Raw genomic sequence first — 24,133 nt, 5'->3', positions numbered from 1 at the left:
TTGAGCACTTTTAATCCGTACGGGTGAAACGATCCCTCATAAGGAGAACGGAACCCAGGGTTCCAAGACCGGACCGAGCCCGCCGGGCTGTCAGTGGTTGCGGCTACGGTTTCCTCCATGGCTGCCCGTACCAAGACCACCAAGGACCGACCGTCCTACCGCTGCACGGAGTGCGGCTGGCAGACGGCCAAGTGGCTCGGCCGCTGCCCCGAGTGCCAGGCCTGGGGGACCGTCGAGGAGTACGGCACGCCCGCGGTCCGTACGACGACGCCGGGCCGGGTCACCACCTCAGCCGTGCCCATCGGCCAGGTCGACGGCCGCCAGGCCACCGCCCGCTCCACCGGCGTGCCCGAATTCGACCGGGTCCTGGGCGGCGGGCTGGTCCCCGGTGCCGTCGTCCTCCTCGCCGGTGAACCCGGCGTCGGCAAGTCCACGCTGCTCCTCGACGTGGCTGCCAAGTCCGCCAGCGACGAGCACCGCACGCTGTACGTCACGGGCGAGGAGTCCGCGAGCCAGGTCCGCCTGCGCGCCGACCGCATCGGCGCCATCGACGACCACCTGTATCTGGCCGCCGAGACGGATCTGTCCGCCGTCCTCGGCCACTTGGACGCGGTCAAGCCCTCCCTCCTCATCCTGGACTCGGTGCAGACGGTCGCCTCGCCCGAGATCGACGGCGCACCCGGCGGCATGGCACAGGTGCGCGAGGTCGCGGGCGCCCTGATCCGCGCCTCCAAGGACCGCGGCATGTCCACGCTCCTGGTGGGCCATGTCACCAAGGACGGCGCCATCGCGGGCCCGCGCCTGCTGGAGCACCTGGTGGACGTGGTGCTGCACTTCGAGGGCGACCGGCACGCGCGCCTGCGCCTGGTCCGCGGCGTCAAGAACCGCTACGGCGCGACGGACGAGGTCGGCTGCTTCGAGCTGCACGACGAGGGCATCACGGGCCTGGCCGACCCCAGCGGCCTGTTCCTGACCCGCCGGGCGGAGCCCGTCCCCGGCACCTGCCTGACGGTCACCCTGGAGGGCCGCCGCCCCCTGGTCGCGGAGGTGCAGGCGCTCACCGTCGACTCGCAGATCCCCTCCCCGCGCCGTACGACGTCCGGTCTGGAGACCTCCCGGGTCTCGATGATGCTGGCCGTGCTGGAGCAGCGGGGCCGGATCAGCGCGCTCGGCAAGCGGGACATCTACTCGGCGACGGTCGGCGGGGTGAAGCTCTCCGAGCCGGCCGCCGACCTCGCGGTCGCCCTCGCGCTGGCGTCGGCGGCGAGCGACACCCCGCTGCCGAAGAACCTCGTCGCGATCGGCGAGGTGGGCCTGGCGGGCGAGGTCAGACGCGTCACCGGCGTGCAGCGCCGGCTCGCCGAGGCCCACCGCCTGGGCTTCACGCACGCCCTCGTACCGGGCGACCCGGGCAAGGTCCCGTCGGGAATGAAGGTCCTGGAAGTGGCCGACATAGGGGACGCGCTGCGGGTCCTGCCCCGCTCGCGTCGCCGGGACGCCCCACGGGAGCAGGAGGAGCGCCGGTAGACTTTGCCCTGGTCTCGCCCGTCCGTACGAACCGAGTGTGCGAAACGGCAGCGCCCGAAGAACCTGCGACCGGAGGAGTGCAGTGGCAGCCAACGACCGGGCAGCAGCTCCCGGAAAGTCCGGCGGGAGTTCCGGCACCGATGGCCTGATGCGCGCCTCTCTGAGCGCCGTGGCACCCGGTACGGCCCTGCGGGACGGCCTCGAACGGGTGCTCCGTGGCAACACCGGCGGACTCATCGTGCTCGGCTCCGACAAGACCGTCGAGTCGATGTGCACGGGCGGTTTCGTGCTGGATGTCGAGTTCACGGCGACCCGGCTGCGGGAGCTGTGCAAGCTGGACGGCGGCATCGTGATCTCGTCCGACCTGTCGAAGATCCTGCGGGCGGGCGTGCAACTGGTCCCGGACCCGACGATCCCGACCGAGGAGACCGGCACCCGGCACCGCACTGCGGACCGGGTGAGCAAGCAGGTCGACTTCCCGGTGGTCTCGGTCTCGCAGTCCATGCGGCTGATCGCCCTCTACGTCGACGGCCAGCGCCGTGTCCTGGAGGACTCCGCGGCGATCCTCTCCCGCGCCAATCAGGCCCTGGCGACCCTGGAGCGCTACAAGCTCCGCCTGGACGAGGTGGCGGGCACGCTGTCGGCGCTGGAGATCGAGGACCTGGTGACGGTCCGGGACGTCTCGGCGGTCGCGCAGCGCCTGGAGATGGTGCGCCGCATCGCCACCGAGATCGCCGAGTACGTGGTGGAGCTGGGCACCGACGGCCGTCTCCTGGCCCTTCAGCTCGACGAGTTGATCGCGGGCGTGGAGCCGGAGCGCGAGTTGGTGGTGCGCGACTACGTCCCCGAGCCCACCGCCAAGCGCTCCCGCACCGTCGAGGAGGCCCTGGCCGAGCTGGACAAGCTCTCCCACGCCGAGCTGCTCGAACTGTCCACCGTCGCCCGCGCCCTGGGCTACACCGGCTCTCCGGAGACCCTCGACTCGGCGGTCTCCCCGCGCGGCTTCCGTCTGCTGGCCAAGGTGCCCCGGCTGCCCGGCGCCATCATCGACCGCCTGGTCGAGCACTTCGGCGGCCTGCAGAAGCTGCTCGCCGCGAGCGTCGACGACCTTCAGACGGTGGACGGCGTGGGCGAGGCGCGGGCGCGGAGCGTCCGCGAGGGCCTGTCGCGGCTGGCGGAGTCGTCGATCCTGGAGCGCTACGTCTGACCGGCACCGGCCACGGCCGACCCCCTCAGGCCTCTACGGCCGCCCTCGGCACGGTCCGCGCCGGTCCGTCCGGGCCCGCTCAGTCCTCCGACAGCACGAACGACGTCCGCAGCTTCGCGTACCCCGGCACCTTCGCCTCGACCAGGTAGGTGCCCGCCCGGGCCGACCCGGCCGGAGGCGTCGCGCACTGCGGGGCGCTCGGCTTGCGGTCCCACCGGACGGTGTAGGTGAAGCCGCTGCCCGCCGACACCCGGTACAGCCGGCTCCCGGCCGTCTTGGGGCAGTCGGCGGAGGACCAGTAGGCGGAGCTGCTCTCGGCCTGACTGATCGTCACCACTGCGGACTTGGGCCCGAGATCGACCTTGCAGTCGCCGCCGGAGGAGTTCGCGGCAACCAGCTCGAACTCCGGCGTCTGGCCGGGCCCGTAGGAGTTGCGCACGCTGCGCAGTGTCAACTTGACCGCGCCCGAAGTGCATTTGGGCAGCGAGCTGCCGGCCGGCAGCACAGCGCCCGGACCGCCGCCGCTGGCGCCGCCCTCGTCCCCGCCGCCACCGGACCCGCCGCCGGACCCGCCGGAACCGGCGCCGCCCCCGTCCCCGCTGCCACCGGAGCTGTCGGAACCGCCGGTGTCACCGGTGCCGCCCGTCCCCGATCCCGAGCCCGACCCCGAGCCCGATCCGTCGGAGTCACCGCTGCCGGACTCGTCCCTGCCGCCGGGGTGTTGGCTGATCGCGGGACCGGAGCCGGAGGGTCCCGGCGTGATGGTGGAGGCGGAAGGCCCCGGATGCTTGTCGTTCGGCCCGCCGCCGTTGGTCTTGCGGCCCCCGCCCCCCAGGGGGGCGATCCAGGCGATCAGCAGCGCCAGCAGGGCGACCACGGACAGCATGATGACCCGCCGTCGCCAGTAGATGGAGGCGGGAAGCGGACCGACCGGATTGCGCAGAGATCCCACGGCCCAAACTGTACGAGAGATCGTCGGCTTCCCCGGCCCCACCCGCCGGGCCGACGACAACTTTTCCGGATCATCATCACGGCAACACCCGTACGCGCGGCCCTCTTTGGCCCCACCGTGACCCCCCGGGCACGGTCCGTGACGACACCGGCCCGCGCCGGGTCACACGGCCACCCATCCCCACGTGGCAGGATCGGAACGCCATGACTGCGCCCACACTGCCCCCGCACAGCGGCCCCGACACCCCGGCCCACGCCGCCGGTGCCCGTCCGGGCACCGGCACGCCCACCGGTGCCGAGGCCTCCGGCACCGCCCTCGGCCCGACTCTGCACACCCAGGTCATCACCTGGTTCGACGACCACGCCCGCGACCTGCCCTGGCGACGCCCCGACGCCGGCGCCTGGGGCGTGATGGTCAGCGAGTTCATGCTCCAGCAGACGCCGGTGAGCCGTGTGCTGCCGGTCTACGAGCAGTGGCTCGACCGCTGGCCCCGGCCCGCCGACCTCGCCAAGGAGGCACCGGGCGAGGCCGTCCGCGCCTGGGGCCGGCTCGGCTACCCGCGCCGCGCCCTGCGCCTGCACGGCGCCGCGGTCGCCATAACGGAACGGCACGGCGGCGACGTACCGACCGAGCACGCGCAACTGCTCGCCCTGCCGGGCATCGGCGAGTACACGGCCGCGGCGGTCGCGTCCTTCGCCTACGGTCAGCGGCACGCCGTCCTGGACACCAACGTCCGCCGGGTGCTGGCCCGCGCGGTCACCGGTGTGCAGTACCCGCCGAACGCCACCACCGCCGCCGAACGGCGTCTGGCGCGTGCCCTGCTGCCCGAGGACGAGGGGACGGCGGCCCGTTGGGCGGCCGCCTCCATGGAGCTCGGCGCGCTGGTGTGCACGGCGAAGAACGAGTCGTGCCCGCACTGCCCGATCGCCGGACACTGCGCCTGGCGGCTCGCGGGCAAGCCCGCACACGGCGGGCCGCCGCGCCGCGGACAGACGTACGCGGGCACGGACCGACAGGTCCGCGGCAAGCTCCTCGCCGTGCTGCGCGAGGCCCACGCGCCCGTCCCGCAACCGGTGCTCGACCGGGTCTGGCACGAGCCCGTCCAGCGGGCCCGAGCCCTGGACGGGCTCGTCGCGGACGGCCTGGTGGAGCCGCTGCCGGGCGGGCTGTACCGACTGCCGCTGACCTGACCTCCCGTCACCCCCTACCTGACACCCCGGCACCTGGCACCTGGCCGTCAGTCACCCCTCAAGCCCGCCTCGGCTTCAGGGTGTGACGCGGGTGTTCGTGTCACACACCTGCCCGCCACCCGACCCCCCGAATCACCCTCAAAAGGGACAAATCAAGGCGCGTTCTTAGCCCCGCCCTACTTCCGTTACACAACCGACGCACAGCCGAGGGCTGCCCGCAGGCTGCTTCGGACAGCGCCGTGACAACGCCTCCGTACCTTCAGTTGCGTGCCGGACAGGCACGGGACGGCTGCCGACCACAGCCCGTCCGCTCAGGGTGTGGAGACCGGCGGCAGGCGGGTCGGTAAACGGGGATCGGAGGCGGTCGTAGATGGCGCAGGGTGAGGTGCTCGAGTTCGAGGAGTACGTGCGTACCCGGCAGGACGCGCTGCTGCGCAGTGCGCGCCGGCTGGTCCCGGACCCGGTCGAAGCCCAGGACCTGCTCCAGACGGCACTCGCACGGACCTACGGCCGCTGGGAGGGCATCGCCGACAAGCGGCTCGCGGACGCCTATCTGCGCCGCGTAATGATCAACACGCGTACCGAGTGGTGGCGGGCCCGGAAGCTGGAGGAGGTTCCCACCGAGCAGCTCCCGGACGCCCGCGTCGAGGACTCCACCGAGCAGCACGCCGACCGCGCGCTCCTCATGGACATCCTGAAGGTGCTCGCTCCCAAGCAGCGCAGTGTCGTGGTGCTGCGACACTGGGAGCAGATGTCCACGGAGGAGACGGCCGCCGCCCTCGGCATGTCGGCGGGTACGGTCAAGAGCACGCTGCACCGGGCGCTCGCCCGGCTCCGCGAGGAGCTGGAGGCCCGCGATCTGGACGCACGCGCGCTGGAGCGTGAGGAGCGGGAGCGTTGCGCGGCCTGACCGGCAGGGATGCGGGCCCCGGGCCCTCGCGGGCCCGGGACACCGTCAAGGCGGCGATCACGGCGACGGCCGTGTTCGCCGCCCTCGCCCTTTCGGCGTCCGCCTGCGGCACCGGGGGGACCGGCGCGCGCGACGAGGGCCCGGCCCACTCCGGCTCGGTCGCGGGCGCCGTCCCGTCCCCCTCCCCCGACCCCACCGGCCGGGCCCAGCGGATGGATCCCGTCCGGCTGATCAAGGACGACCCGCAGGTCTCGGCCGCGGTCAAGCGCGGTCTCAAGCCGTGCGTGGCCGACGAGTACCCCGTCGACGTGTCGTACGGCGACCTGACCTCCGGATCGGCCGACGACATCGTCATCAACGTGCTGACCTGCGGAGACGCGGTGGGCGTCGGCGCCTATGTGTACCGCGAGCAGGGGGGCAGGTACGAGAACGTCTTCAAGGCCGAGGAGCCCCCGGTCTACGCCGAGATCGACCGCGGCGACCTGGTGGTGACCAAGCAGGTGTACGCGCGGGGGGACCCGGTGTCGAGTCCGTCCGGTGAGGACGTGATCACGTACCGCTGGTCGGCGGGCCGGTTCACCAAGGAGTTCAGCACGCGCAACGAGTACAGCAAGACCGTCGGGGGCGGTGCGACGGTGGCCCCCGGCCGCTGACGCCGGCGGTGGCGTGGGGGCCTGACGGCGGGGTTGCGGACGCTGGACGGCGGGCGCGCGACAATGGCGAGGGCGTGCGTATCGGGACCGCCGCTCCGGTCTCATGGCGCACACGCCGTCTCCTGGAGCGCATGACGTCTCCTGAAACACACGATGTCTTCTGAAACGCACGACGAGAAGCAGACGAGGACTGAGAGCACCCGAATGGCAGAACAGACCCACGTCCTGTTCGTCGAGGACGACGACGTGATCCGCGAGGCCACACAGCTCGCCCTGGAGCGGGTCGGCTTCGCGGTCACGGCGATGCCCGACGGGCTCTCGGGCCTGGAGGCGTTCCGGGCCAGTCGGCCGGACATCGCGCTGCTGGACGTCATGGTCCCCGGCCTCGACGGGGTCAGCCTGTGCCGCCGCATCCGCGACGAGTCGACCGTTCCGGTGATCATGCTGTCCGCGCGGGCGGACTCGATCGACGTGGTGCTCGGCCTGGAGGCGGGCGCCGACGACTACGTGACCAAGCCGTTCGACGGCGCCGTCCTGGTCGCCCGCATCCGCGCGGTGCTGCGCCGCTTCGGGCACGCCGGCGGCGTCCGGGCGGAAGCGGACCCCGCCCCGGTGGACGGCGGGGTGCTGAGCTTCGGCGACCTGGAGGTCGACACCGAGGGGATGGAGGTGCGCCGGGCCGGGCAGCCGGTGGCGCTCACGCCCACGGAGATGCGGCTGCTGCTGGAGTTCTCCTCGGCGCCGGGCACGGTGCTCTCCCGGGACAAGCTCCTGGAACGGGTGTGGGACTACGGCTGGGGCGGCGACACCCGTGTGGTCGACGTCCATGTGCAGCGGCTGCGTACGAAGATCGGCCAGGACCGGATCGAGACGGTCCGCGGTTTCGGCTACAAGCTCAAGGCCTGAGCGGGGCGGTCATGCCGGGGATCTCACGGCGCCTGCTCCCCCAGCGCCTGGAGCGGGCGGACATCCGTACGGGGCTGAGGTGGAAGCTCAGCGCGGCCATCGCGCTGGTCGGCGCGCTGGTGGCGGTCGCGCTCAGCCTGGTCGTGCACAACGCGGCCCGGGTGTCGATGCTGGACAGTGCGCGGGACCTGGCGGACGAGCGGGTCCAGATCGCCCAGCGCAACTTCGAGCTGTCGGGGCGGCCGAACTTCCCGGGCATCAGGATCGACGACCCCGAGCTGCCCTTCGAACTGCGGGAGAAGGTCGAGCAGGGGCGGCGGGCGACGTACGTCGCCGACCACACCGGAAGGCTGCCCGACATCTGGGCGGCCGTACCGGTCAAGGACGGCCATGTGCTGTCCCTGCACACGCACTTCACCGACCGCAGCACCAACATCCTCAACGACCTCGACCAGGCCCTGGTCATCGGATCCATCACGGTCGTCCTCGGCGGCAGCGCGCTGGGCGTGCTCATAGGGGGCCAGCTCTCCCGCCGGCTGCGCAAGGCGGCGACCGCGGCCAACCAGGTCGCCAAGGGCGAGACGGACGTACGGGTGCGGGACGCCATCGGCGGTGTCGTACGCGACGAGACCGACGACCTGGCGCGGGCGGTGGACGCGATGGCGGACGCGCTCCAGCAGCGGCTGGAGGCGGAGCGCCGGGTCACGGCGGACATCGCGCACGAGCTGCGCACTCCGGTGACCGGGCTGCTGACGGCGGCCGAGCTGCTGCCGCCCGGGCGGCCGACGGAACTGGTCCTGGACCGTGCGAAGGCCATGCGCACGCTGGTGGAGGACGTGCTGGAGGTCGCCCGGCTCGACGGCGCCTCGGAGCGGGCCGAACTCCAGGACATCGTGCTTGGCGAGTTCGTCGCCCGGCGGGTGGCGGCGAAGGACCCGGACATCGAGGTGCGGGTGGTGCACGAGTCGGAGGTCACCACCGATCCGCGGCGGCTGGAGCGGGTGCTGTTCAACCTGCTCGCCAACGCCGCGCGGCACGGCAGGCCGCCGATCGAGGTGACCGTCGAGGGCCGGGTCATCCGGGTGCGCGACCACGGCCCCGGCTTCCCCGAGGACCTGCTCGCCGAAGGGCCGAGCCGGTTCCGCACCGGCAGCACGGACCGCGCCGGGCACGGCCACGGTCTCGGCCTGACCATCGCAGCGGGTCAGGCCCGCGTCCTCGGCGCCCGCCTGACCTTCCGCAACGTCCGCCCCGCGGGCACCCCGGAACACATCCCGGCCGAGGGCGCGGTCGCCGTACTGTGGCTGCCGGAACACGCGCCGACGAACACCGGCAGCTACCCGACGCTCCCGCGGGGGAACTGAGCTCTCAGCTCCAGTCCTTGTCCAGGTCCAGGTCCCCCTCGCGCCGCTGGGTGAAAGAGAACCAGTTCCCCGAGTCGTCGCGGAAGAGCGCCTCGGTGCCGTAGGGGCGCTCCTGCGGTTCCTGGAGGAACTCCACCCCGCGGTCCTTGAGCCTCTTGTAGTCGCCGTGGATGTCGTCGGTGGCCAGCACTCCCGCGCCCAAGGCGCCCTTGGCGACCAGCTTCCTGACCATCTCGGCGGACTCGGGGTCCATCGCGGGCGGCCCGGGGACCATGAGGGTCAGCTCGACGTCGGGCTGGTCGGGGGCACCGACGGTGAGCCAGCGCATCCCACCGTCCCCCATGGTCATGTCCGTACGGATCTCCAGGCCGAGCTTCTGCGTGTAGAACTCCTTGGCCCGGTCCTGGTCGAGGACCCAGACGGTGGTGATGGCGATCCCCTTGATCATGGCTTTCTCCCGGCGGTTGCGAGGTGCTGTGTCCCTGCCACGGTAGGCAGCGCCGCGGTCAGCCCGCTTCTTCGGAATTGCTCCGCTGCTCCCGGGCCGAGCCGGGCCGGAAACCGCCGGCCCAGAGCATGGCGTAGCACCCGGGTATGAGCGCGGCTCCCCGGCCGACGTGCCGTGCGCGGTACTCACTCGGGGTGAGCCCCGTCCAGGCCTTGAACCGGGTCGAGAACGTGCCCAGGCTGCTGAAGCCGACCAGGTTGCAGATCTCGGTCACCGACAGGTTCGCGGTGCGCAGCAGGTCCTCGGCCCGCTCGATGCGGCGGTGGGTCAGGTACTGGCCGGGCGTCTCGCCGTAGGCCTCCTTGAAGGCCCGTATGAAGTGGTAGCGCGAATACCCGGCGTGGGCCGCGACGGTGTCGAGGTCCGGGTCCGCCCAGTCCCGGTCCATGGCGTCCTTGGCCAGCCGTAGCTGCCGCATCCTGCCCGCCACCGCTTCCATACGCCGATGGTGGCACGGGGCACTGACAACCGGCCGGGGCTCGGGGACGGCACCCGGCGGCGGCTCGGAGGCAGCACCCGGGCACGCGGAAGGTCCCCGGCACCGTGTGGTGCCGGGGACCTTCCGTGATGGTTCAGACAGTCTCCGCGACGCTGTCAGGGGCTGCCGCGTCGTCCTTGGACTCCGGCTCGGCCGCGGCCGGTCCCGCTCCCCTCAGGGGGACCTCCTTGACGAAGACCGCCGCCAGGAGCGCGGCCACCGCCACCACGGAGCCCAGCAGGAACGCCGAGTGCGTGCCGGCGGACACCGCGTGCTGGTAGGCCTCGCGGGCCTGGGCCGGCAGCTTGGCGAGGCTCGCCGCGTCGAGCTGCGCGGACTTCTCGGTGATCCCGCGGCCCAGGGTGCCGGCCCGCTCGGCCATCTCGTGCTGGACGCGGTTGTTGAACAGCGCGCCCATGATCGCGACGCCGAAGGAGGAGCCGAGCGTACGGAAGAGGGTGGTGGACGAGGAGGCCACGCCCATGTCCCTCAGCTCCACGCTGTTCTGCGCGACCAGCATGGTGATCTGCATCAGGCAGCCCATGCCCGCGCCCAGGACGGCCATGTAGAGGCCGGAGGTGAAGCGGGTGGTGCCGGTGTCCATGAGGGACAGCAGGTACAGCCCGGCGATCATCAGCACGCTGCCGACGACCGGGAAGACCTTGTACCGGCCGCTGCTGGTGGTGACCCGGCCCGCGATCAGCGACACGACCATCATCGCGGCCAGCATCGGCAGGAGCAGCAGACCGGAGTTGGTCGCGGAGGCGCCCTGCACCGACTGCTGGTAGAGCGGCAGGAAGAGCACCGCGCCGAACATCACGAAGCCGGTGATGAAACCGATCAGCGACATCAGGCTGAAGTTGAGACTGCGGAAGATGTGCAGCGGAAGGATCGGCTCGGCGGCCCTGGTCTGCCAGAGCACGAACCCGACGAGCGCGGCGACACCGATGGCGATCAGTTCCATGATCCGCGCGGAGGTCCAGGCGTACTCCGAACCGCCCCAGGTGGTGACGAGCACGATGGAGCTGATGCCGACGGTCAGCAGCACGGCGCCCAGGTAGTCGATCCGCGCCTGGGAGCGCTTCTTCGGCAGGTGCAGTACGGCGCTGATCGCGACGAGCGCCACCGCGCCGAGGGGGAGGTTGATGTAGAAGGACCAGCGCCAGCCCCAGTTGTCGGTGATCGTGCCGCCGACCAGGGGGCCGCCGATCATCGCGAGCGCCATGACGCCGGCGATCATGCCCTGGTACTTGCCGCGCTCCCGCGGCGGTATCAGGTCGCCGATGATGGCCATCACGCCGACCATCAGACCGCCCGCGCCGAGACCCTGAATGGCACGGAAGCCGATCAGCTCGCCCATGTTCTGGGCCATGCCGCTCAGCGCGGAGCCGATCAGGAAGATGACGATCGAGGTCATGAAGGCGCCCTTGCGCCCGTACATGTCGCCGAGCTTGCCCCACAGCGGGGTGGCGGCGGCGGTCGCCAGGGTGTAGGCGGTGACGACCCAGGACAGGTGCTGAAGGCCGCCGAGTTCACCGACGATCGTCGGCATCGCGGTGCCCACGATCATGTTGTCGAGCATCGCGAGCATCATCGCGATCATCAGGGCGAGCAGGACGACCCGCACGCTCCTGGGTTGCTTGCCGGCCTGGGCCGTCTGCGGCCCGTCCTTCGCGGTGTCAGCCATCCGTCCTACTCCCCCAGCCGATTGGTACTTACTTGCCGACCGGCAAGTTGACTACACTCTGGAAAGTAGACCCTTAACTAGCCGGTCGTCAAGTAAGTTTTGCCGACCGACCGGCAGGCAAGGTGTCCAGGGAGCACGGAGGAGTACGAGGATGGATGTCACGATGGACGGCACCAGGCAGCAGCAGCGCCGCGGGAACACCCGCCAGCGCATCCAGGACGTGGCACTCGAACTCTTCGCCGAGCAGGGCTACGAGAAGACCTCGCTGCGCGAGATCGCCGAGCGCCTCGACGTCACCAAGGCCGCTCTGTACTACCACTTCAAGACGAAGGAAGAGATCCTCGTCAGCCTGTTCGAAAGCCTCACCCGGCCGATGGAGGACCTGATCGAGTGGGGCCGGCTTCAGCCCCACACGCTGGAGACCAAGCAGGAGATCGTCCGCCGCTACGACCAGGCGCTCGCCGGCGCGGCACCGCTGTTCCGCTTCATGCAGGAGAACCAGGCGACCGTACGGGAGCTGCGCATCGGGGACACCTTCAAGGACCGGATGCGCGGCCTGCGGGACATCATCATCGACCCGGGCGCGAGCCTGGCCGACCAGGTCCGCTGCGTCAGCGCCATCTTCACGCTGCACGCCGGGATGTTCGTCATGCAGGACATCGAAGGCGACCCCGAGGAGCGGCGCAAGGCCGTCCTGGAGGTCGCCATCGATCTGGTGACCCAGGCGCACCGGGGCACGCAGGAGGCCTGACACGACCGCCGCCCCGCTGTTGGCCAGCGGGGCGGCGGTTCGGTGCGGTGTCCGTCCGGTCAGACCGCCACGCCCTGCGAGCGCAGGTAGGCGAGCGGGTTGAGCGCGGAGCCGTAGTTCGGCGTGGTGCGGATCTCGAAGTGCAGGTGCGGGCCGGTGGAGTTGCCGGTGTTGCCGGACAGGGCTATGTGCTGACCGGTGCCCACGACCTGGCCGACCCTGACGTCGACACGGGACAGGTGGGCGTACTGGGAGTACGTGCCATTGGCGTGCTTGATGACGACGGCGTTGCCGTAGGCGGGGCCGTCGCCGGCGCCGTTGGAACCGGCCTTGACGACGGTGCCGCCGTGCGTGGCGACGACCTTGGTGCCGGTCGGCACGGCGAAGTCCTGGCCGCTGTGCTTGTGCGCCCAGTGACCGCCGGCCTGGTTGAAGCCGGCGCTGAGCGCGAACTGCTTCACCGGCGCGGTCCAGGCGACGGCCGACTGCGCGGCGGCGGGCGCCGTGTTGTCGGCGGCGGACGCTACTCCCGCACTCAGGGCGACGGAGACCCCCAGACCGGCGGCCAGAACGGCGGCGCGGGTACGGAGCTTGGTCGTACGGGCGGAGCGGGACGTGGCGCGCTGGAACATCAATACCTCTGGAGGTCGGGGACATGAGAACCACCCGGACGCATGTGCCTTTGCCGGGCGGGCCATCCCTTGGTAACCCCGCCGGTCACCGACGTTCAAACACCCCCACTACGACAGAAAATAGTAAGAGAGGGCAGTGTCGTACGTCTCTTGACGTCTTCCGCATTCAGGGCAAATGCCACATACAGGGGCTCACGCACAGCATTCCGTCGCCTTGAATATCCGCTTTTCGCCCCCTACCCCCACTAAGCGCCGTAGTACGGCCCGGAGGGCTTGTGTGCCTTGTCACCGAGGAGCGGGGGTGGGCGCCCTTCCGCTGTGACGGAGGCCATGTGGCCCGCGTCTCAGGGGGACGCCCGGGCACACGGGCACGCGAGAGGGGCCGGTGCCCGAAGGCACCGGCCCCTCTCGGTTGCCGCTGAGGCTTACGCCTCCTTGCTCAGGTTCGGTCCGGATCCACCGGCCGCCTGCTCGATCGGCGGGACGTCCGGCAGCGCGGACTTCTCCTCACCGCGGAAGGTGAAGGTCTGGGACTCGCCCTCGCCCTCGGTGTCCACGACCACGATGTGACCGGGGCGCAGCTCGCCGAAGAGGATCTTCTCCGAGAGCGTGTCCTCGACCTCGCGCTGGATGGTCCGGCGCAGCGGCCGGGCGCCCAGAACGGGGTCGTAGCCCTTCTTGGACAGCAGCTCCTTGGCGGACTGGGAGAGCTCGATGCCCATGTCCCGGTCCTTCAGGCGCTCGTCCACCTTGCCGATCATCAGGTCGACGATCCGCAGGATGTCGGCCGGCGTCAGCTGCGGGAAGACCACCACGTCGTCGACGCGGTTGAGGAACTCGGGCCGGAAGTGCTGCTTGAGCTCGTCCGACACCTTGTTCTTCATGCGCTCGTAGTTGGTCTTCGTGTCGCCCGAGGCGGCGAAGCCCAGATTGAAGCCCTTGGAGATGTCCCGGGTGCCGAGGTTGGTCGTCATGATGATGACCGTGTTCTTGAAGTCCACGACCCGGCCCTGGGAGTCGGTCAGGCGACCGTCCTCCAGGATCTGCAGCAGCGAGTTGAAGATGTCCGGGTGGGCCTTCTCGACCTCGTCGAACAGGACGACCGAGAACGGCTTGCGGCGCACCTTCTCGGTGAGCTGGCCGCCCTCCTCGTAGCCCACGTAGCCGGGGGGCGAACCGAAGAGGCGGGAGACCGTGTGCTTCTCGCTGAACTCCGACATGTCGAGGGAGATCAGCGCGTCCTCGTCGCCGAAGAGGAACTCGGCGAGCGCCTTGGACAGCTCGGTCTTACCGACACCGGACGGGCCGGCGAAGATGAACGAGCCACCCGGACGCTTCGGGTCCTTCAGACCGGCGCGCGTACGGCGGATCGCCTTGGAGAGCGCCTTGACGGCGTCCACCTGACCAATGACCCGCTTGTGGAGCTCGTCCTCCATGCGGAGCAGGCGGCTGGACTCCTCCTCGGTCAGCTTGAAGACCGGGATGCCGGTGGCCGTGGCGAGGACCTCGGCGATCAGCTCGCCGTCGACCTCGGCGACGACGTCCATGTCGCCGGCCTTCCACTCCTTCTCGCGCTTGGCCTTGGCGGCCAGGAGCTGCTTCTCCTTGTCGCGCAGGGAGGCGGCCTTCTCGAAGTCCTGCGAGTCGATCGCGGACTCCTTGTCCCGGCGGACGCCGGCGATCTTCTCGTCGAACTCGCGCAGGTCCGGCGGCGCGGTCATCCGGCGGATGCGCATCCGGGAGCCGGCCTCGTCGATCAGGTCGATCGCCTTGTCCGGCAGGAAGCGGTCCGAGATGTACCGGTCGGCCAGGGTGGCGGCCTGGACCAGCGCCTCGTCGGTGATGGAGACGCGGTGGTGTGCCTCGTACCGGTCGCGCAGGCCCTTGAGGATCTCGATCGTGTGCGGCAGGGACGGCTCGGCGACCTGGATGGGCTGGAAGCGGCGCTCCAGGGCCGCGTCCTTCTCCAGGTGCTTGCGGTACTCGTCCAGGGTGGTGGCACCGATGGTCTGCAGCTCACCGCGGGCCAGCATCGGCTTGAGGATGCTCGCCGCGTCGATGGCGCCCTCGGCGGCACCCGCACCGACCAGCGTGTGCAGCTCGTCGATGAACAGGATGATGTCACCGCGGGTGCGGATCTCCTTGAGCACCTTCTTCAGGCGCTCCTCGAAGTCACCGCGGTAGCGGGAGCCGGCGACCAGGGCACCGAGGTCCAGGGTGTAGAGGTGCTTGTCCTTGAGAGTCTCGGGCACCTCGCCCTTGACGATGGCCTGGGCGAGGCCCTCGACGACGGCGGTCTTGCCGACGCCGGGCTCACCGATCAGCACCGGGTTGTTCTTGGTGCGGCGGGACAGCACCTGCATGACCCGCTCGATCTCCTTCTCGCGCCCGATGACCGGGTCGAGCTTGGACTCGCGAGCGGCCTGGGTGAGGTTCCGGCCGAACTGGTCAAGGACCAGGGACGTCGAAGGGGTGCCCTCGGCAGGGCCGCCGGCGGTGGCGGTCTCCTTGCCCTGGTAACCGGAGAGCAGCTGGATGACCTGCTGCCGCACCCGGTTGAGGTCTGCGCCCAGCTTGACCAGGACCTGGGCGGCGACGCCCTCGCCCTCACGGATCAGGCCGAGCAGGATGTGCTCCGTGCCGATGTAGTTGTGGCCGAGCTGAAGGGCCTCCCGGAGCGACAGCTCCAGAACCTTCTTGGCACGGGGGGTGAAGGGGATGTGGCCGGAGGGGGCCTGCTGGCCCTGGCCGATGATCTCCTCCACCTGCTGGCGGACCGCCTCGAGCGAAATCCCGAGGCTCTCAAGGGCCTTGGCGGCGACACCCTCACCCTCGTGGATCAGGCCCAGGAGGATGTGCTCAGTGCCGATGTAGTTGTGGTTGAGCATCCGGGCTTCTTCCTGAGCCAGGACGACAACCCGCCGCGCGCGGTCGGTGAACCTCTCGAACATCGTTAATCGCTCCTCAGAGCGGTCAGGCAGTGGGGGGGAACTTCCCCTCCCTGTCCTTCCGCAGCTTAGTCCCGCAAGCGGGGACCGCTCATTCCAACTGCCGACACCGGACCGAGAACCAACGCTGCCTCCTGACCCCGAACGCCGACATCTGCTCCAACCCGATAGTGCGAGACGATGTTCCCGCAGGCCAGGCAGTTACCCCAGTCGCCAGTACGCCGATGGCGAACGTGAGACTCCGCTGCCCGGGTGCCGTCTGCGTGTCGCCCCCTCCCACTAGGCATGTCTTACCCGCACCGACTGACAATGCATGCCGAGTGCCCGGGTTCCCTCAGCTATGGGCGAACAACCTTGCGCCCTTTCCCGCCCCCGCGGACCCCTCTTCTTCGGCACACTTCGCAAGCGAACCGGTACCGAGCGTAACTCCGGCGCGTTTCGGGTGGTTTCCCAGACATGGTCGGCAGCCCTTCCACGGTCCCCGTTCCGGTTCCTTCTCCCCGTCGGCCGCCGGCCCCCGGCGACCGGGAGCGGGACTGGGGGCATGGGCGGCACTGGTACGAGAACGAACTGGGCTGGGCCACGGTGCCCGGAGTGCCGCTGCGACTTGTCGTGGGCCGCCGTTTCGACGTGCTGGACGTGCCCGCCGAGGCCGGACGTGCGGCGCTGCGCCATCTGGGGCCCGGCTCTCCTGTGGCCGCGCGGGGGGACCGGATGGGGCTGCTGGTGGCCGCGGGAAGCACGGAGGAGCTGCCGGGGCTGCTGGAGTGGCTGGAGTGGGGCCCGTCGGCGCTCGGCCTGGACGTGGTGGCGCTGGGCGCGGGCTCGCTGATGGACGCGCCGCCGCCTCCGGGCACCGGTCCGCTCGGGCCGCGGCCGCTCAGCCCCGGCCGCTCCGGTTCGCGCTCGGCTTCACAGGGGGCCGCCGTGTGGCTGCGGCCCCCCGGGCCCGGGTGCGAGGTCGAGGCCGCGCTGCCGACGTTGTCGGCCATGGGGGGCCGTGGGGGCGCCCCCGATCTCGTACGCCTGGTGGACACGGTGGCGACACACGTCCACCGGATCCGGCTGCGGCGCGCGTGCGCCCAGCCGTTCCCGTTCCGCGAGGGGCAGACATCGGCCCCTGATCAGCCGTTGGCCTTCTCGTAGGCCTCGCGAATGGTCGCGGGGACCCGGCCGCGGTCGTTGACCTCGTAGCCGTTCTCCTTGGCCCAGGCGCGGATCTGCGCGGTGTCCTGGCCGCCGCCGGCAGCGGCACGCGCCTTTCCGCGTCCGCCCGAAGCACGGCCACCGGTACGCCGGCCGCTCTTGAGGTACGGCTCGAGAAGACCACGGAGCTTGTCCGCATTGGCAGTGGTGAGATCGATCTCGTAGGTCTTGCCGTCCAACGCGAACGTCACGGTCTCGTCCGCCTCGCCGCCGTCGAGGTCGTCGACAAGAAGGACCTGAACCTTCTGTGCCACCGGATTTCCTTTCATCGATAACGTGAGGACCGGGGATGGTCGGCGTCCGCCCGATTCGCCGTCCCCTGTTATATGCAGTACAGCAGTACGCCGGAAAGCAAACCGCTTTTGCGGGAAAAACACAAACCCCTGGGAGAGACCGGGCACTCACCCCGTCCGGAAACATGCGCGTTTCGGACATAGGGAACACGGGCATGCCGGCCCGCGGGAATGTCGATCACAGATGCAGAAGCATCCGGCTGTTGCCCAGGGTGTTCGGTTTCACTCGTTCGAGACCCAGGAACTCCGCGACGCCCTCGTCATAGGAACGCAGCAGCTCCGCGTAGACATCGGCGTCGACGGGCGTCTCGCCGATCTCCACGAAGCCGTGGTTGGTGAAGAAGTCCACTTCGAAGGTCAGACAGAATACGCGGCGAACGCCGAGCAGACGTGCCGTCTCCAGCAACTTCTCCAGCAGCCGATGCCCGACGCCGACGCCCTTCAGACCCGGCTTCACCGCGAGAGTGCGCACTTCCGCCAGGTCTTCCCACATCACGTGCAGTGCGCCGCAGCCGACGACCTCGGCGTTGTCGTCCCGTTCGGCGACCCAGAACTCCTGGATGTCCTCGTAAAGCGTGACCGTCGCTTTGTCGAGCAGGATGCGCCCACGAACGTAGGCGTCCAGCAGTCCGCGCACTGCGGGGACATCGCCGGTCCGGGCCCGTCGGACGGTGATGGATTTTGCGGTCTCTTCGGGGCGTTCTACGGACATGAGCGGACGCTATCGCCCGTGGTCGTCCCGCGCCGAACCGGGGTTCTCGTCACGGGTATCCGGGGCTTCGCCGGTATCCGGAGCTCGGGCGGTATCCGGGACTTCACCGGTGACTTCGGATGCGCCGGTTCCCCCGATGGCGCCTTCGGCGGTGCCTTCGACGATGCGTACGGCATCCCGCAGGGCCTGCCGCTGTTCGTCGCTCATCATCCCGAAGAAGGCGACGAGAGCGGCGGCGGCGTTGTCGCTCTGGGACCAGGCGTCGTTCATCAGTGCGGCGGCGTAGGCAGCACGGGTGGAGACGGCCTCATATCGATAGGCCCGGCCCTCGGCTTCGCGGCGCACCCAGCCCTTGTGATGGAGATTGTCCAAAACGGTCATCACCGTGGTGTACGCGATCGACCTCTCCCGCTGAAGGTCTTCCAGGACTTCTCTAACGGTCACCGGGCGGTTCCACTTCCACACCCGCGTCATGACCGCGTCTTCGAGGTCTCCAAGAGGTCGAGGCACAACTCAGCACCCTAGTAGGAGATCCCGGCAATGGCGTGCTGAACTACACCATCAGCGCCAAACGCGAACAAAAAGGGCGTACGACCCCGTGGTGAAGTTCTCTCACACGGGGTCGTACGTCGTTTCAGGCGTCGGTGGGCGCACCGGCCGCGGTGGCCTGGGAGCCGCTCTGGGCGCGCGCGAGGGCGGCGTCCACGGCCGCGTCCTCCTTGGCCTTGGCGGCCCCGCCCTGGGTCTTCACGATCACCCTGACCAGAGCGATGAAGAACGCGGCCATGACGACCGGGGGAACGAGTGCGGAGACGTAGTCCATGGGATCCAGAGTAGCCACGGCGGCGGGACAAACAGGGGCGGGGTGGCCCGGAGCGTCACACCACCGCGAGCCGCTGCTGCGGCTTCCGCCGCGGGAAGACCTCGCCCGGCGTGGGCACGGGCCGCCGCACCGGTTTCGGCGCGGGCGCCGTCCCTGGCTGCGCGGGCGCGGGCCGCTCCCCCGGCTTCGCGGCGGGCTTCTGGGCGGGCTTCTCGTCCCCGCCCTCCTCCTGCCGCGCCCCCTGTCCGCCCGCGACGGCCCGAAACGCGCCGCGACAGGCCGGGACGACCGCCGAAACGCCCCCGGGACGGAAGGGGCCGGCCGGGGCGGGCGCTTCGGCGGGGGCCGGGCGGGCGGCGGGGACGGGGTGGACGGTGCGAGGGGACGTCACGGGGGGTGCGAGCGTCCCGCAGTGGCGCAGGAGGGCCGCCGCGGTCGGGTTGCCGCTCAGGGCGGCCAGCGCGGACAGGTCGTCGGCGGTGGGGCGGTGACCCGCGCCCAGGCACTCGGCGAGCAGCGCCAGGTAGCCGGTGACCGTGCCGGGGAGGGCGGCGCGATAGCGGGCGAGGTCGGCCACCAGGAACGCGCGCAGCCGGGCACCCTCGTGCAGGGCCTCGTCGAGTGACTCGGCGAGCCGGCGACAGTCCCGCACGTCTTCGGCGCTGGCGGGACGGGGCTGAAGGGCGAGGGCGAGGGCGCGGCGGAGCACGAGCAGCTCCTCCGCGCCGAACGCCATGCCGCCGCGGGTTCCGTATGGCGTAGGCATAGGCCGACGATACGCGCTAATCAGACAAATTCGACATAAGGCGCGAGCGTGGCGTGCGGGGTGTCGCCACCCCGCTCAGCGGCCCGGGCTCACAGGCGCGAGACGTTCCGCTCGTAGACCAGGCGCAGGCCGATGAGGGTCAGCCACGGCTCGTGCTCGTCGATCAGGGAGGACTCGCCGAGCACCATCGGCGCCAGCCCGCCCGTCGCGATCACCGTCACGTCGTCCGGATCGTCGGCCAGCTCGCGGGCCATCCGGCTGACCACGCCGTCGACCTGTCCGGCGAACCCGTAGATGATGCCCGCCTGCATCGCCTCGACCGTGTTCTTGCCGATCACGCTGCGCGGCCGGGCCACCTCGATCTTCCGCAGCTGCGCCGCCCTGACGCCCAGCGCCTCGACGGAGATCTCGATACCGGGCGCGATGACCCCGCCGACGTACTCCCCGCGCGCGCTGATCGCGTCGAACGTCGTCGCCGTGCCGAAGTCGACGACGATCGCCGGGCCCCCGTACAGCTCGTTCGCCGCCACCGCGTTGATGATGCGGTCGGCGCCGACCTCCTTGGGGTTGTCGAAGAGGATCGGCACGCCCGTCTTGACGCCGGGTTCGACGAGCACGGCGGGCACGTCGCCGTAGTGGCGCCGCGTCACCTCGCGCAGCTCCTGGAGCACCGACGGCACGGTCGCGCAGATCGCGATGCCGTCGATGCCCTCGCCCAGTTCGTCGCCGAGCAGCGGGTGCATGCCCATCAGTCCCCGGAGCAGCACCGCCAGCTCGTCGGCCGTGCGGCGCGCGTCGGTGGAGATGCGCCAGTGCTCGACGATGTCCTCCCCGTCGAACAGGCCCAGCACGGTGTGCGTGTTGCCGACGTCGATCGTCAGGAGCATGGCCGTCACTCCGCCTCGCGCAGGTCCAGGCCGATGTCCAGGATCGGCGAGGAGTGGGTCAGGGCCCCGACGGCCAGGAAGTCGACGCCCGTGCCGGCGTACGCCCTGGCGTTGTCGAGGGTCAGCCGGCCCGACGCCTCCAGCAGGGCCCGGCCGCCGACGATGGCCACGGCCTCCTCGCACTCGCCGGGCGTGAAGTTGTCGAGCAGGATCAGATCGGCGCCGGCGTCCACGACCTCGCGCAGCTGGTGCAGGGTGTCGACCTCGACCTCGATCGGCACGTCCGGGAAGGCCTCCCGTACGGCCTTGAAGGCCTGCCCCACGCCGCCGGCCGCGACCACGTGGTTGTCCTTGACGAGGGCCGCGTCCGACAGCGACATGCGGTGGTTCACGCCGCCGCCGCACCGGACGGCGAACTTCTCCAGCGACCTGAGGCCCGGCGTGGTCTTGCGGGTGTCGCGCACGCGCGCGTTGGTGCCCTCCAGGGCGTCCGCCCAAGCGCGCGTGGCGGTCGCGATGCCGGACAGACGGCACAGCAGGTTGAGCGCGCTGCGCTCGCCGGTCAGCAGGTCACGCGTGCGCGTGGTGACCGACAGCAGCTTCTGCCCGGCCTCGACGCGGTCGCCGTCCTCGACGTGCCGCTCGACCTCGAACTCGTCCGTGCAGATCACCGAGAGCACCGCCTCGGCGACCCTGAGGCCGGCCACCACGCCCGCCTCGCGCGCGGTGAAGTCGCCGGTGGCCACGGCGTCCTCGGGGATGGTCGCGACCGTCGTCACGTCCACGCCGCCGTCCAGGTCCTCCTGGATGGCGACATTGGCGATGTCCTCGACCTCGACCGGGTCGAGTCCGGCGTCGGCCAGGAGCTGGGCGAGCGCGGGGTCGAGCCCGCACTCCAGGTACTCCTCGTCGGTGTCCGCGCCGCAGGCACAGCCGTCGCCGCAGCCGCCGTTCGAGGCGAGGGGAAGTTCTTCGCTGCTCACTTGTGTCACTGCTCCAGAGGACGCGGGGCCGGGGCCCCGGGGCGGGTCGGGGGGAACTCTGCGGTGTCCGTGGTGTGCACGGCAGGGGTGCTGTCCGGGTTCAGCCGTACGACGATGTGGCGGCGCCAGTGGGTGTCGTCCCGCTCGGCGTGGTCCTCGCGCCAGTGGCAGCCGCGGGTCTCCTCGCGCAGGCGGGCGGCGGCGACCAGGACACCGGCCACGCACAGGAGGTTCGTGGCCTCCCAGGTGTCGACGCCCGGCTCCGCCGTCTTGCCGTTCTCGTCCAGGTCCGCGCGGGCCTCGGCGTGCAGCCGCTCCAGCCGCTCGGCGGCCCGGGCCAGCGACGCGGCGGACCGCAGCACGCCCGCTCCCTCGGTCATGATCCGCTGGATCGCGAACCGGGTCTCGGGGGCGAGCAGGGGCTGGGCGGGCGTCTCCGGGTACGGGACGGGTTCCGGCACGCGCGCGTGCAGGCCGCCGGCCGCGTGCTCCCGGGCGATGTCGGCGGCGATGCGCTCGGCGTAGACCAGGCCCTCCAGGAGGGAGTTGGAGGCGAGGCGGTTGGCGCCGTGCACGCCGGTGCAGGCCACCTCTCCGCACGCGTACAGGCCCGGCACGGTCGTCCGGCCGTGCGAGTCGGTGCGCACGCCTCCGGAGGCGTAGTGGGCGGCCGGCGCGACCGGGACGGGCTCGGTGACGGGATCGATGCCGTGGGCCCGGCAGGCGGCCAGGATCGTCGGGAAGCGGCGCTCCCACATGTCGGCGCCGAAGTGCCGGGCGTCGAGGAACATGTGCTCGGTGCCCTGCTCCAGCATCCGCCGCGTGATGCCCTTGGCGACGATGTCCCGGGGCGCGAGGTCGGCCAGTTCGTGCTGTCCGGTCATGAAGCGCACGCCGTCGCCGTCGACCAGATGGGCGCCCTCGCCGCGCACCGCCTCGGAGACCAGGGGCTGCTGGCCCTCGGCGTCCGCGCCGAGGAAGAGCACCGTCGGGTGGAACTGCACGAACTCCAGGTCGGAGACCTCGGCGCCCGCGCGCAGGGCGAGCGCCACGCCGTCGCCCGTGGAGACGGACGGGTTGGTGGTCGCGGAGAAGACCTGACCCATGCCGCCGGTCGCGAGGACCACTGCGGGCGCGTGCACGGCGCCCACGCCGTCGTGCTGGCCCTCGCCCATGACGTGCAGGCTCACGCCCGCGGTGCGGCCCTCGGCGTCGAGGAGCAGGTCGAGGACGAGCGCGTTCTCGACGGTGTGCACGCCACGCGCGTGTACCGCCTCGACGAGGGCGCGGGAGATCTCCGCGCCGGTCGCGTCGCCGCCCGCGTGTGCGATCCGGCGGCGGTGGTGGCCGCCCTCACGGGTGAGCTCGATGCCGCCCTCGTCGTCGGTGTCGAAGTGCGCGCCCGTGGAGATCAGCCGCCGTACGGCGTCGGGGCCCTCGGTGACGAGGATCCGTACGGCCTCCTCGTCGCACAGGCCGGCGCCGGCCACCAGGGTGTCGTCCAGGTGCTGGCCGGGGGTGTCGCCCTCGCCGAGGGCCGCGGCGACGCCGCCCTGGGCCCAGCGGGTGGAGCCGTCGTCGAGGCGGGCCTTGGTGACGACGACGGTCGTCAGTCCGGCCGCCTCGCAGCGCAGGGCGGCGGTGAGGCCGGCGACGCCGGAGCCGATGACCACGACGTCCGCCGCGATGGACCATCCGGGCGCCGGCGCGTGCAGTCGTATGCCTGTGCTGGTCACGAGGCGGCTCCCAGGGTTCCGAAGGTGAGCGGGAGGTTGTCGATCAGCCGGGTCGCCCCGACCCGCGCGGCGACGGCGAGGACGGCCTCGCCGGTGAAGTCGTCCCCGACCTCGGTGAAGTCGGCCGGGTCCACCAGGGCCAGGTAGTCGAGTTCCAGCGGCGGGTCGAAGCGCGCGGCCTCGTCCAGGACCAGCTGGGCGGCCGCGCGGACGGCCGCGGCGGCGCCCGGAGTGGCCTTGGCGACGGCCGCCGCGTCGGCCGCCGCGCGGGACTCCCCGAGGGCGCTCAAGGCCTCGGCACGCGCACGCGTGGAGGGCACTTCGCGGGCCCGGGCGCACAGCGCCTCCTGGGCGGCGTGCCGGTCGCGGCCCGCGAACAGGGCCTGGGAGAGGGCCAGCGCGGTGTGCCGCTCCTGCGGGGAGAGGTAGCGGTTGCGGCTGGACAGGGCCAGTCCGTCGTCCTCGCGCACGGTCGGTACGGCGACGATCTCCACCCCTGTGTTGAGATCGCGCACCATGCGGCGGATCAGGGCGAGCTGCTGGGCGTCCTTCTGCCCGTACAGAGCCAGGTCGGGACGGGTGAGATGCAGCAGCTTGGCGACGACGGTGAGCATGCCGTCGAAGTGTCCGGGCCTGAAGGCACCCTCCAGGCGCTCGCCCATGGGGCCCGCGGTGATCCTGACCTGCGGTTCGCCGTCGGGGTAGACCTCTTCGGCGGACGGCGCGAACACGGCGTCGGCGCCCGCCTGCTCGGCCACCTTGAGGTCGGCGTCCAGGGTGCGCGGGTAGCGGTCGAGGTCTTCGCCCGCGCCGAACTGAAGCGGGTTGACGAAGACGGTGACGATCACGAAGCCCTCGTCGCCGACGTGCTCGCGGGCCGCGCGGATCAGGGTGGCGTGGCCCTCGTGCAGGGCGCCCATGGTCATCACGACGGCGGTGCGGCCCCGGCCGGCGCGCTGGTCGCGCACGCAGGTCAGGTCGTTCACCGTGGGGGCGAGTTCGAGCATGCGACGG

24 protein-coding genes are annotated in these 24,133 nt (G+C 71.1%); 9 read left to right on the top strand and 15 right to left on the bottom strand.

Features of this window, described 5'->3' with window-relative positions; all coding sequences use genetic code 11:
- The first annotated feature begins 117 nt into the window (after window positions 1-117).
- Entirely contained in the window at window positions 118-1,527 is a 1,410-nt protein-coding gene (gene radA / locus OIE49_RS20115; protein ID WP_326803509.1) for a DNA repair protein RadA, read from the top strand.
- Window positions 1,528-1,609: 82 nt separating this feature from the next.
- The gene (gene disA, locus OIE49_RS20110; RefSeq protein ID WP_100568559.1) at window positions 1,610-2,734 is read left to right on the top strand and encodes a DNA integrity scanning diadenylate cyclase DisA; all 1,125 of its coding nucleotides are present in this window, start codon (window positions 1,610-1,612) and stop codon (window positions 2,732-2,734) included.
- Window positions 2,735-2,813: 79 nt separating this feature from the next.
- Here disA and OIE49_RS20105 read toward each other — a convergent pair whose 3' ends face one another.
- Window positions 2,814-3,686: a hypothetical protein gene (locus OIE49_RS20105; protein ID WP_326803508.1), complete on the bottom strand. Its 873-nt coding sequence runs from the start codon at window positions 3,684-3,686 to the stop codon at window positions 2,814-2,816.
- Between the two features lie 203 nt (window positions 3,687-3,889).
- Between OIE49_RS20105 and OIE49_RS20100 the strand changes: the two genes are divergently transcribed.
- The 5 genes from OIE49_RS20100 (at window position 3,890) to cseC (ending at window position 8,709) form a co-directional block, all read left to right on the top strand.
- The gene (locus OIE49_RS20100) at window positions 3,890-4,876 is read left to right on the top strand and encodes an A/G-specific adenine glycosylase (protein WP_326803507.1); all 987 of its coding nucleotides are present in this window, start codon (window positions 3,890-3,892) and stop codon (window positions 4,874-4,876) included.
- Between the two features lie 370 nt (window positions 4,877-5,246).
- Window positions 5,247-5,786 carry a SigE family RNA polymerase sigma factor gene (locus OIE49_RS20095; protein ID WP_100568556.1) on the top strand — a complete coding sequence of 180 codons (540 nt, stop codon included), beginning with the start codon at window positions 5,247-5,249 and terminating at the stop codon, window positions 5,784-5,786.
- Window positions 5,774-6,439: a hypothetical protein gene (locus OIE49_RS20090; protein ID WP_326803506.1), complete on the top strand. Its 666-nt coding sequence runs from the start codon at window positions 5,774-5,776 to the stop codon at window positions 6,437-6,439. Before OIE49_RS20095 ends, OIE49_RS20090 begins: the two co-directional genes overlap by 13 nt.
- Before the next feature lie 204 nt (window positions 6,440-6,643).
- Window positions 6,644-7,345, top strand: coding sequence for a two-component system response regulator CseB (cseB, locus tag OIE49_RS20085; protein WP_100568554.1), 702 nt, complete (start codon window positions 6,644-6,646; stop codon window positions 7,343-7,345).
- An 11-nt stretch (window positions 7,346-7,356) separates the two neighbouring features.
- Window positions 7,357-8,709 (top strand): two-component system sensor histidine kinase CseC, encoded by a 1,353-nt coding sequence (gene cseC / locus OIE49_RS20080; RefSeq protein ID WP_326803505.1) that lies wholly within the window; start codon window positions 7,357-7,359, stop codon window positions 8,707-8,709.
- A gap of 4 nt (window positions 8,710-8,713) precedes the next feature.
- Here the strand turns inward: cseC and OIE49_RS20075 are convergent, their stop codons facing one another.
- The 3 genes from OIE49_RS20075 to OIE49_RS20065 form a co-directional block, all read right to left on the bottom strand.
- Entirely contained in the window at window positions 8,714-9,157 is a 444-nt protein-coding gene (locus tag OIE49_RS20075) for a VOC family protein (RefSeq protein WP_100568552.1), read from the bottom strand.
- Between the two features lie 58 nt (window positions 9,158-9,215).
- The gene (locus OIE49_RS20070; protein ID WP_442812255.1) at window positions 9,216-9,656 is read right to left on the bottom strand and encodes a helix-turn-helix transcriptional regulator; all 441 of its coding nucleotides are present in this window, start codon (window positions 9,654-9,656) and stop codon (window positions 9,216-9,218) included.
- A 133-nt stretch (window positions 9,657-9,789) separates the two neighbouring features.
- Entirely contained in the window at window positions 9,790-11,382 is a 1,593-nt protein-coding gene (locus OIE49_RS20065; protein ID WP_326803504.1) for an MDR family MFS transporter, read from the bottom strand.
- Window positions 11,383-11,533: 151 nt separating this feature from the next.
- Here OIE49_RS20065 and OIE49_RS20060 point away from each other — a divergent pair, with 151 nt between their 5' ends.
- On the top strand, window positions 11,534-12,133 hold the full coding sequence (locus OIE49_RS20060; RefSeq protein WP_199836607.1) for a TetR/AcrR family transcriptional regulator: 600 nt from the start codon (window positions 11,534-11,536) through the stop codon (window positions 12,131-12,133).
- Between the two features lie 59 nt (window positions 12,134-12,192).
- Here OIE49_RS20060 and OIE49_RS20055 read toward each other — a convergent pair whose 3' ends face one another.
- The gene (locus OIE49_RS20055; RefSeq protein WP_326803503.1) at window positions 12,193-12,765 is read right to left on the bottom strand and encodes a M23 family metallopeptidase; all 573 of its coding nucleotides are present in this window, start codon (window positions 12,763-12,765) and stop codon (window positions 12,193-12,195) included.
- Between the two features lie 425 nt (window positions 12,766-13,190).
- A complete protein-coding gene (locus tag OIE49_RS20050; RefSeq protein WP_100568548.1) occupies window positions 13,191-15,716 on the bottom strand; it encodes an ATP-dependent Clp protease ATP-binding subunit in 2,526 nt (841 codons plus the stop codon).
- 453 nt (window positions 15,717-16,169) lie between these two features.
- Between OIE49_RS20050 and OIE49_RS20045 the strand changes: the two genes are divergently transcribed.
- Window positions 16,170-16,859 (top strand): SCO3374 family protein, encoded by a 690-nt coding sequence (locus tag OIE49_RS20045; protein ID WP_326803502.1) that lies wholly within the window; start codon window positions 16,170-16,172, stop codon window positions 16,857-16,859.
- Here OIE49_RS20045 and OIE49_RS20040 read toward each other — a convergent pair.
- From OIE49_RS20040 to panC, 9 genes are all read right to left on the bottom strand, one after another.
- Window positions 16,838-17,173 (bottom strand): histone-like nucleoid-structuring protein Lsr2, encoded by a 336-nt coding sequence (locus OIE49_RS20040; RefSeq protein ID WP_326803501.1) that lies wholly within the window; start codon window positions 17,171-17,173, stop codon window positions 16,838-16,840. The two genes, OIE49_RS20045 and OIE49_RS20040, sit on opposite strands and share 22 nt — an antisense overlap.
- A gap of 217 nt (window positions 17,174-17,390) precedes the next feature.
- The gene (locus tag OIE49_RS20035; RefSeq protein ID WP_326803500.1) at window positions 17,391-17,924 is read right to left on the bottom strand and encodes an amino-acid N-acetyltransferase; all 534 of its coding nucleotides are present in this window, start codon (window positions 17,922-17,924) and stop codon (window positions 17,391-17,393) included.
- A gap of 9 nt (window positions 17,925-17,933) precedes the next feature.
- Complete coding sequence (locus OIE49_RS20030; RefSeq protein ID WP_234375522.1) at window positions 17,934-18,398, bottom strand: BlaI/MecI/CopY family transcriptional regulator; 465 nt, start codon at window positions 18,396-18,398, stop codon at window positions 17,934-17,936.
- A 160-nt stretch (window positions 18,399-18,558) separates the two neighbouring features.
- Complete coding sequence (locus tag OIE49_RS20025) at window positions 18,559-18,747, bottom strand: hypothetical protein (RefSeq protein WP_100568543.1); 189 nt, start codon at window positions 18,745-18,747, stop codon at window positions 18,559-18,561.
- 55 nt (window positions 18,748-18,802) lie between these two features.
- Entirely contained in the window at window positions 18,803-19,513 is a 711-nt protein-coding gene (locus tag OIE49_RS20020; RefSeq protein WP_326803498.1) for a hypothetical protein, read from the bottom strand.
- Window positions 19,514-19,602: 89 nt separating this feature from the next.
- Window positions 19,603-20,400 (bottom strand): type III pantothenate kinase, encoded by a 798-nt coding sequence (locus OIE49_RS20015; protein ID WP_100568541.1) that lies wholly within the window; start codon window positions 20,398-20,400, stop codon window positions 19,603-19,605.
- A gap of 5 nt (window positions 20,401-20,405) precedes the next feature.
- The gene (gene nadC, locus OIE49_RS20010; RefSeq protein ID WP_100568540.1) at window positions 20,406-21,383 is read right to left on the bottom strand and encodes a carboxylating nicotinate-nucleotide diphosphorylase; all 978 of its coding nucleotides are present in this window, start codon (window positions 21,381-21,383) and stop codon (window positions 20,406-20,408) included.
- A 5-nt stretch (window positions 21,384-21,388) separates the two neighbouring features.
- A complete protein-coding gene (locus tag OIE49_RS20005) occupies window positions 21,389-23,119 on the bottom strand; it encodes an L-aspartate oxidase (protein WP_326803497.1) in 1,731 nt (576 codons plus the stop codon).
- On the bottom strand, window positions 23,116-24,126 hold the full coding sequence (gene panC, locus OIE49_RS20000) for a pantoate--beta-alanine ligase (protein ID WP_326806282.1): 1,011 nt from the start codon (window positions 24,124-24,126) through the stop codon (window positions 23,116-23,118). Before panC ends, OIE49_RS20005 begins: the two co-directional genes overlap by 4 nt.
- Window positions 24,127-24,133 lie beyond the last annotated feature (7 nt).

This window comes from Streptomyces sp. NBC_01788 (genome assembly GCF_035917575.1).
In the GTDB taxonomy this organism is placed as follows: Bacteria; Actinomycetota; Actinomycetes; order Streptomycetales; family Streptomycetaceae; genus Streptomyces.
This window is presented reverse-complemented; position numbering and strand designations above follow the sequence as displayed.

Coding starts and splice junctions, on each gene's coding strand:
- OIE49_RS20055 (WP_326803503.1), bottom strand. CDS start 12,765: ATGTTCCAGCGCGCCACGTCCCGCTCCGCCCGTACGACCAAGCTCCGT.
- OIE49_RS20045 (WP_326803502.1), top strand. CDS start 16,170: ATGGTCGGCAGCCCTTCCACGGTCCCCGTTCCGGTTCCTTCTCCCCGT.
- OIE49_RS20050 (WP_100568548.1), bottom strand. CDS start 15,716: ATGTTCGAGAGGTTCACCGACCGCGCGCGGCGGGTTGTCGTCCTGGCT.
- OIE49_RS20030 (WP_234375522.1), bottom strand. CDS start 18,398: ATGACGCGGGTGTGGAAGTGGAACCGCCCGGTGACCGTTAGAGAAGTC.
- OIE49_RS20015 (WP_100568541.1), bottom strand. CDS start 20,400: ATGCTCCTGACGATCGACGTCGGCAACACGCACACCGTGCTGGGCCTG.
- OIE49_RS20060 (WP_199836607.1), top strand. CDS start 11,534: ATGGATGTCACGATGGACGGCACCAGGCAGCAGCAGCGCCGCGGGAAC.
- cseC (WP_326803505.1), top strand. CDS start 7,357: ATGCCGGGGATCTCACGGCGCCTGCTCCCCCAGCGCCTGGAGCGGGCG.
- OIE49_RS20075 (WP_100568552.1), bottom strand. CDS start 9,157: ATGATCAAGGGGATCGCCATCACCACCGTCTGGGTCCTCGACCAGGAC.
- OIE49_RS20020 (WP_326803498.1), bottom strand. CDS start 19,513: ATGCCTACGCCATACGGAACCCGCGGCGGCATGGCGTTCGGCGCGGAG.
- OIE49_RS20035 (WP_326803500.1), bottom strand. CDS start 17,924: ATGTCCGTAGAACGCCCCGAAGAGACCGCAAAATCCATCACCGTCCGA.
- panC (WP_326806282.1), bottom strand. CDS start 24,126: ATGCTCGAACTCGCCCCCACGGTGAACGACCTGACCTGCGTGCGCGAC.
- OIE49_RS20095 (WP_100568556.1), top strand. CDS start 5,247: ATGGCGCAGGGTGAGGTGCTCGAGTTCGAGGAGTACGTGCGTACCCGG.
- OIE49_RS20100 (WP_326803507.1), top strand. CDS start 3,890: ATGACTGCGCCCACACTGCCCCCGCACAGCGGCCCCGACACCCCGGCC.
- OIE49_RS20025 (WP_100568543.1), bottom strand. CDS start 18,747: ATGGACTACGTCTCCGCACTCGTTCCCCCGGTCGTCATGGCCGCGTTC.
- OIE49_RS20065 (WP_326803504.1), bottom strand. CDS start 11,382: ATGGCTGACACCGCGAAGGACGGGCCGCAGACGGCCCAGGCCGGCAAG.
- cseB (WP_100568554.1), top strand. CDS start 6,644: ATGGCAGAACAGACCCACGTCCTGTTCGTCGAGGACGACGACGTGATC.
- OIE49_RS20070 (WP_442812255.1), bottom strand. CDS start 9,656: ATGGAAGCGGTGGCGGGCAGGATGCGGCAGCTACGGCTGGCCAAGGAC.
- radA (WP_326803509.1), top strand. CDS start 118: ATGGCTGCCCGTACCAAGACCACCAAGGACCGACCGTCCTACCGCTGC.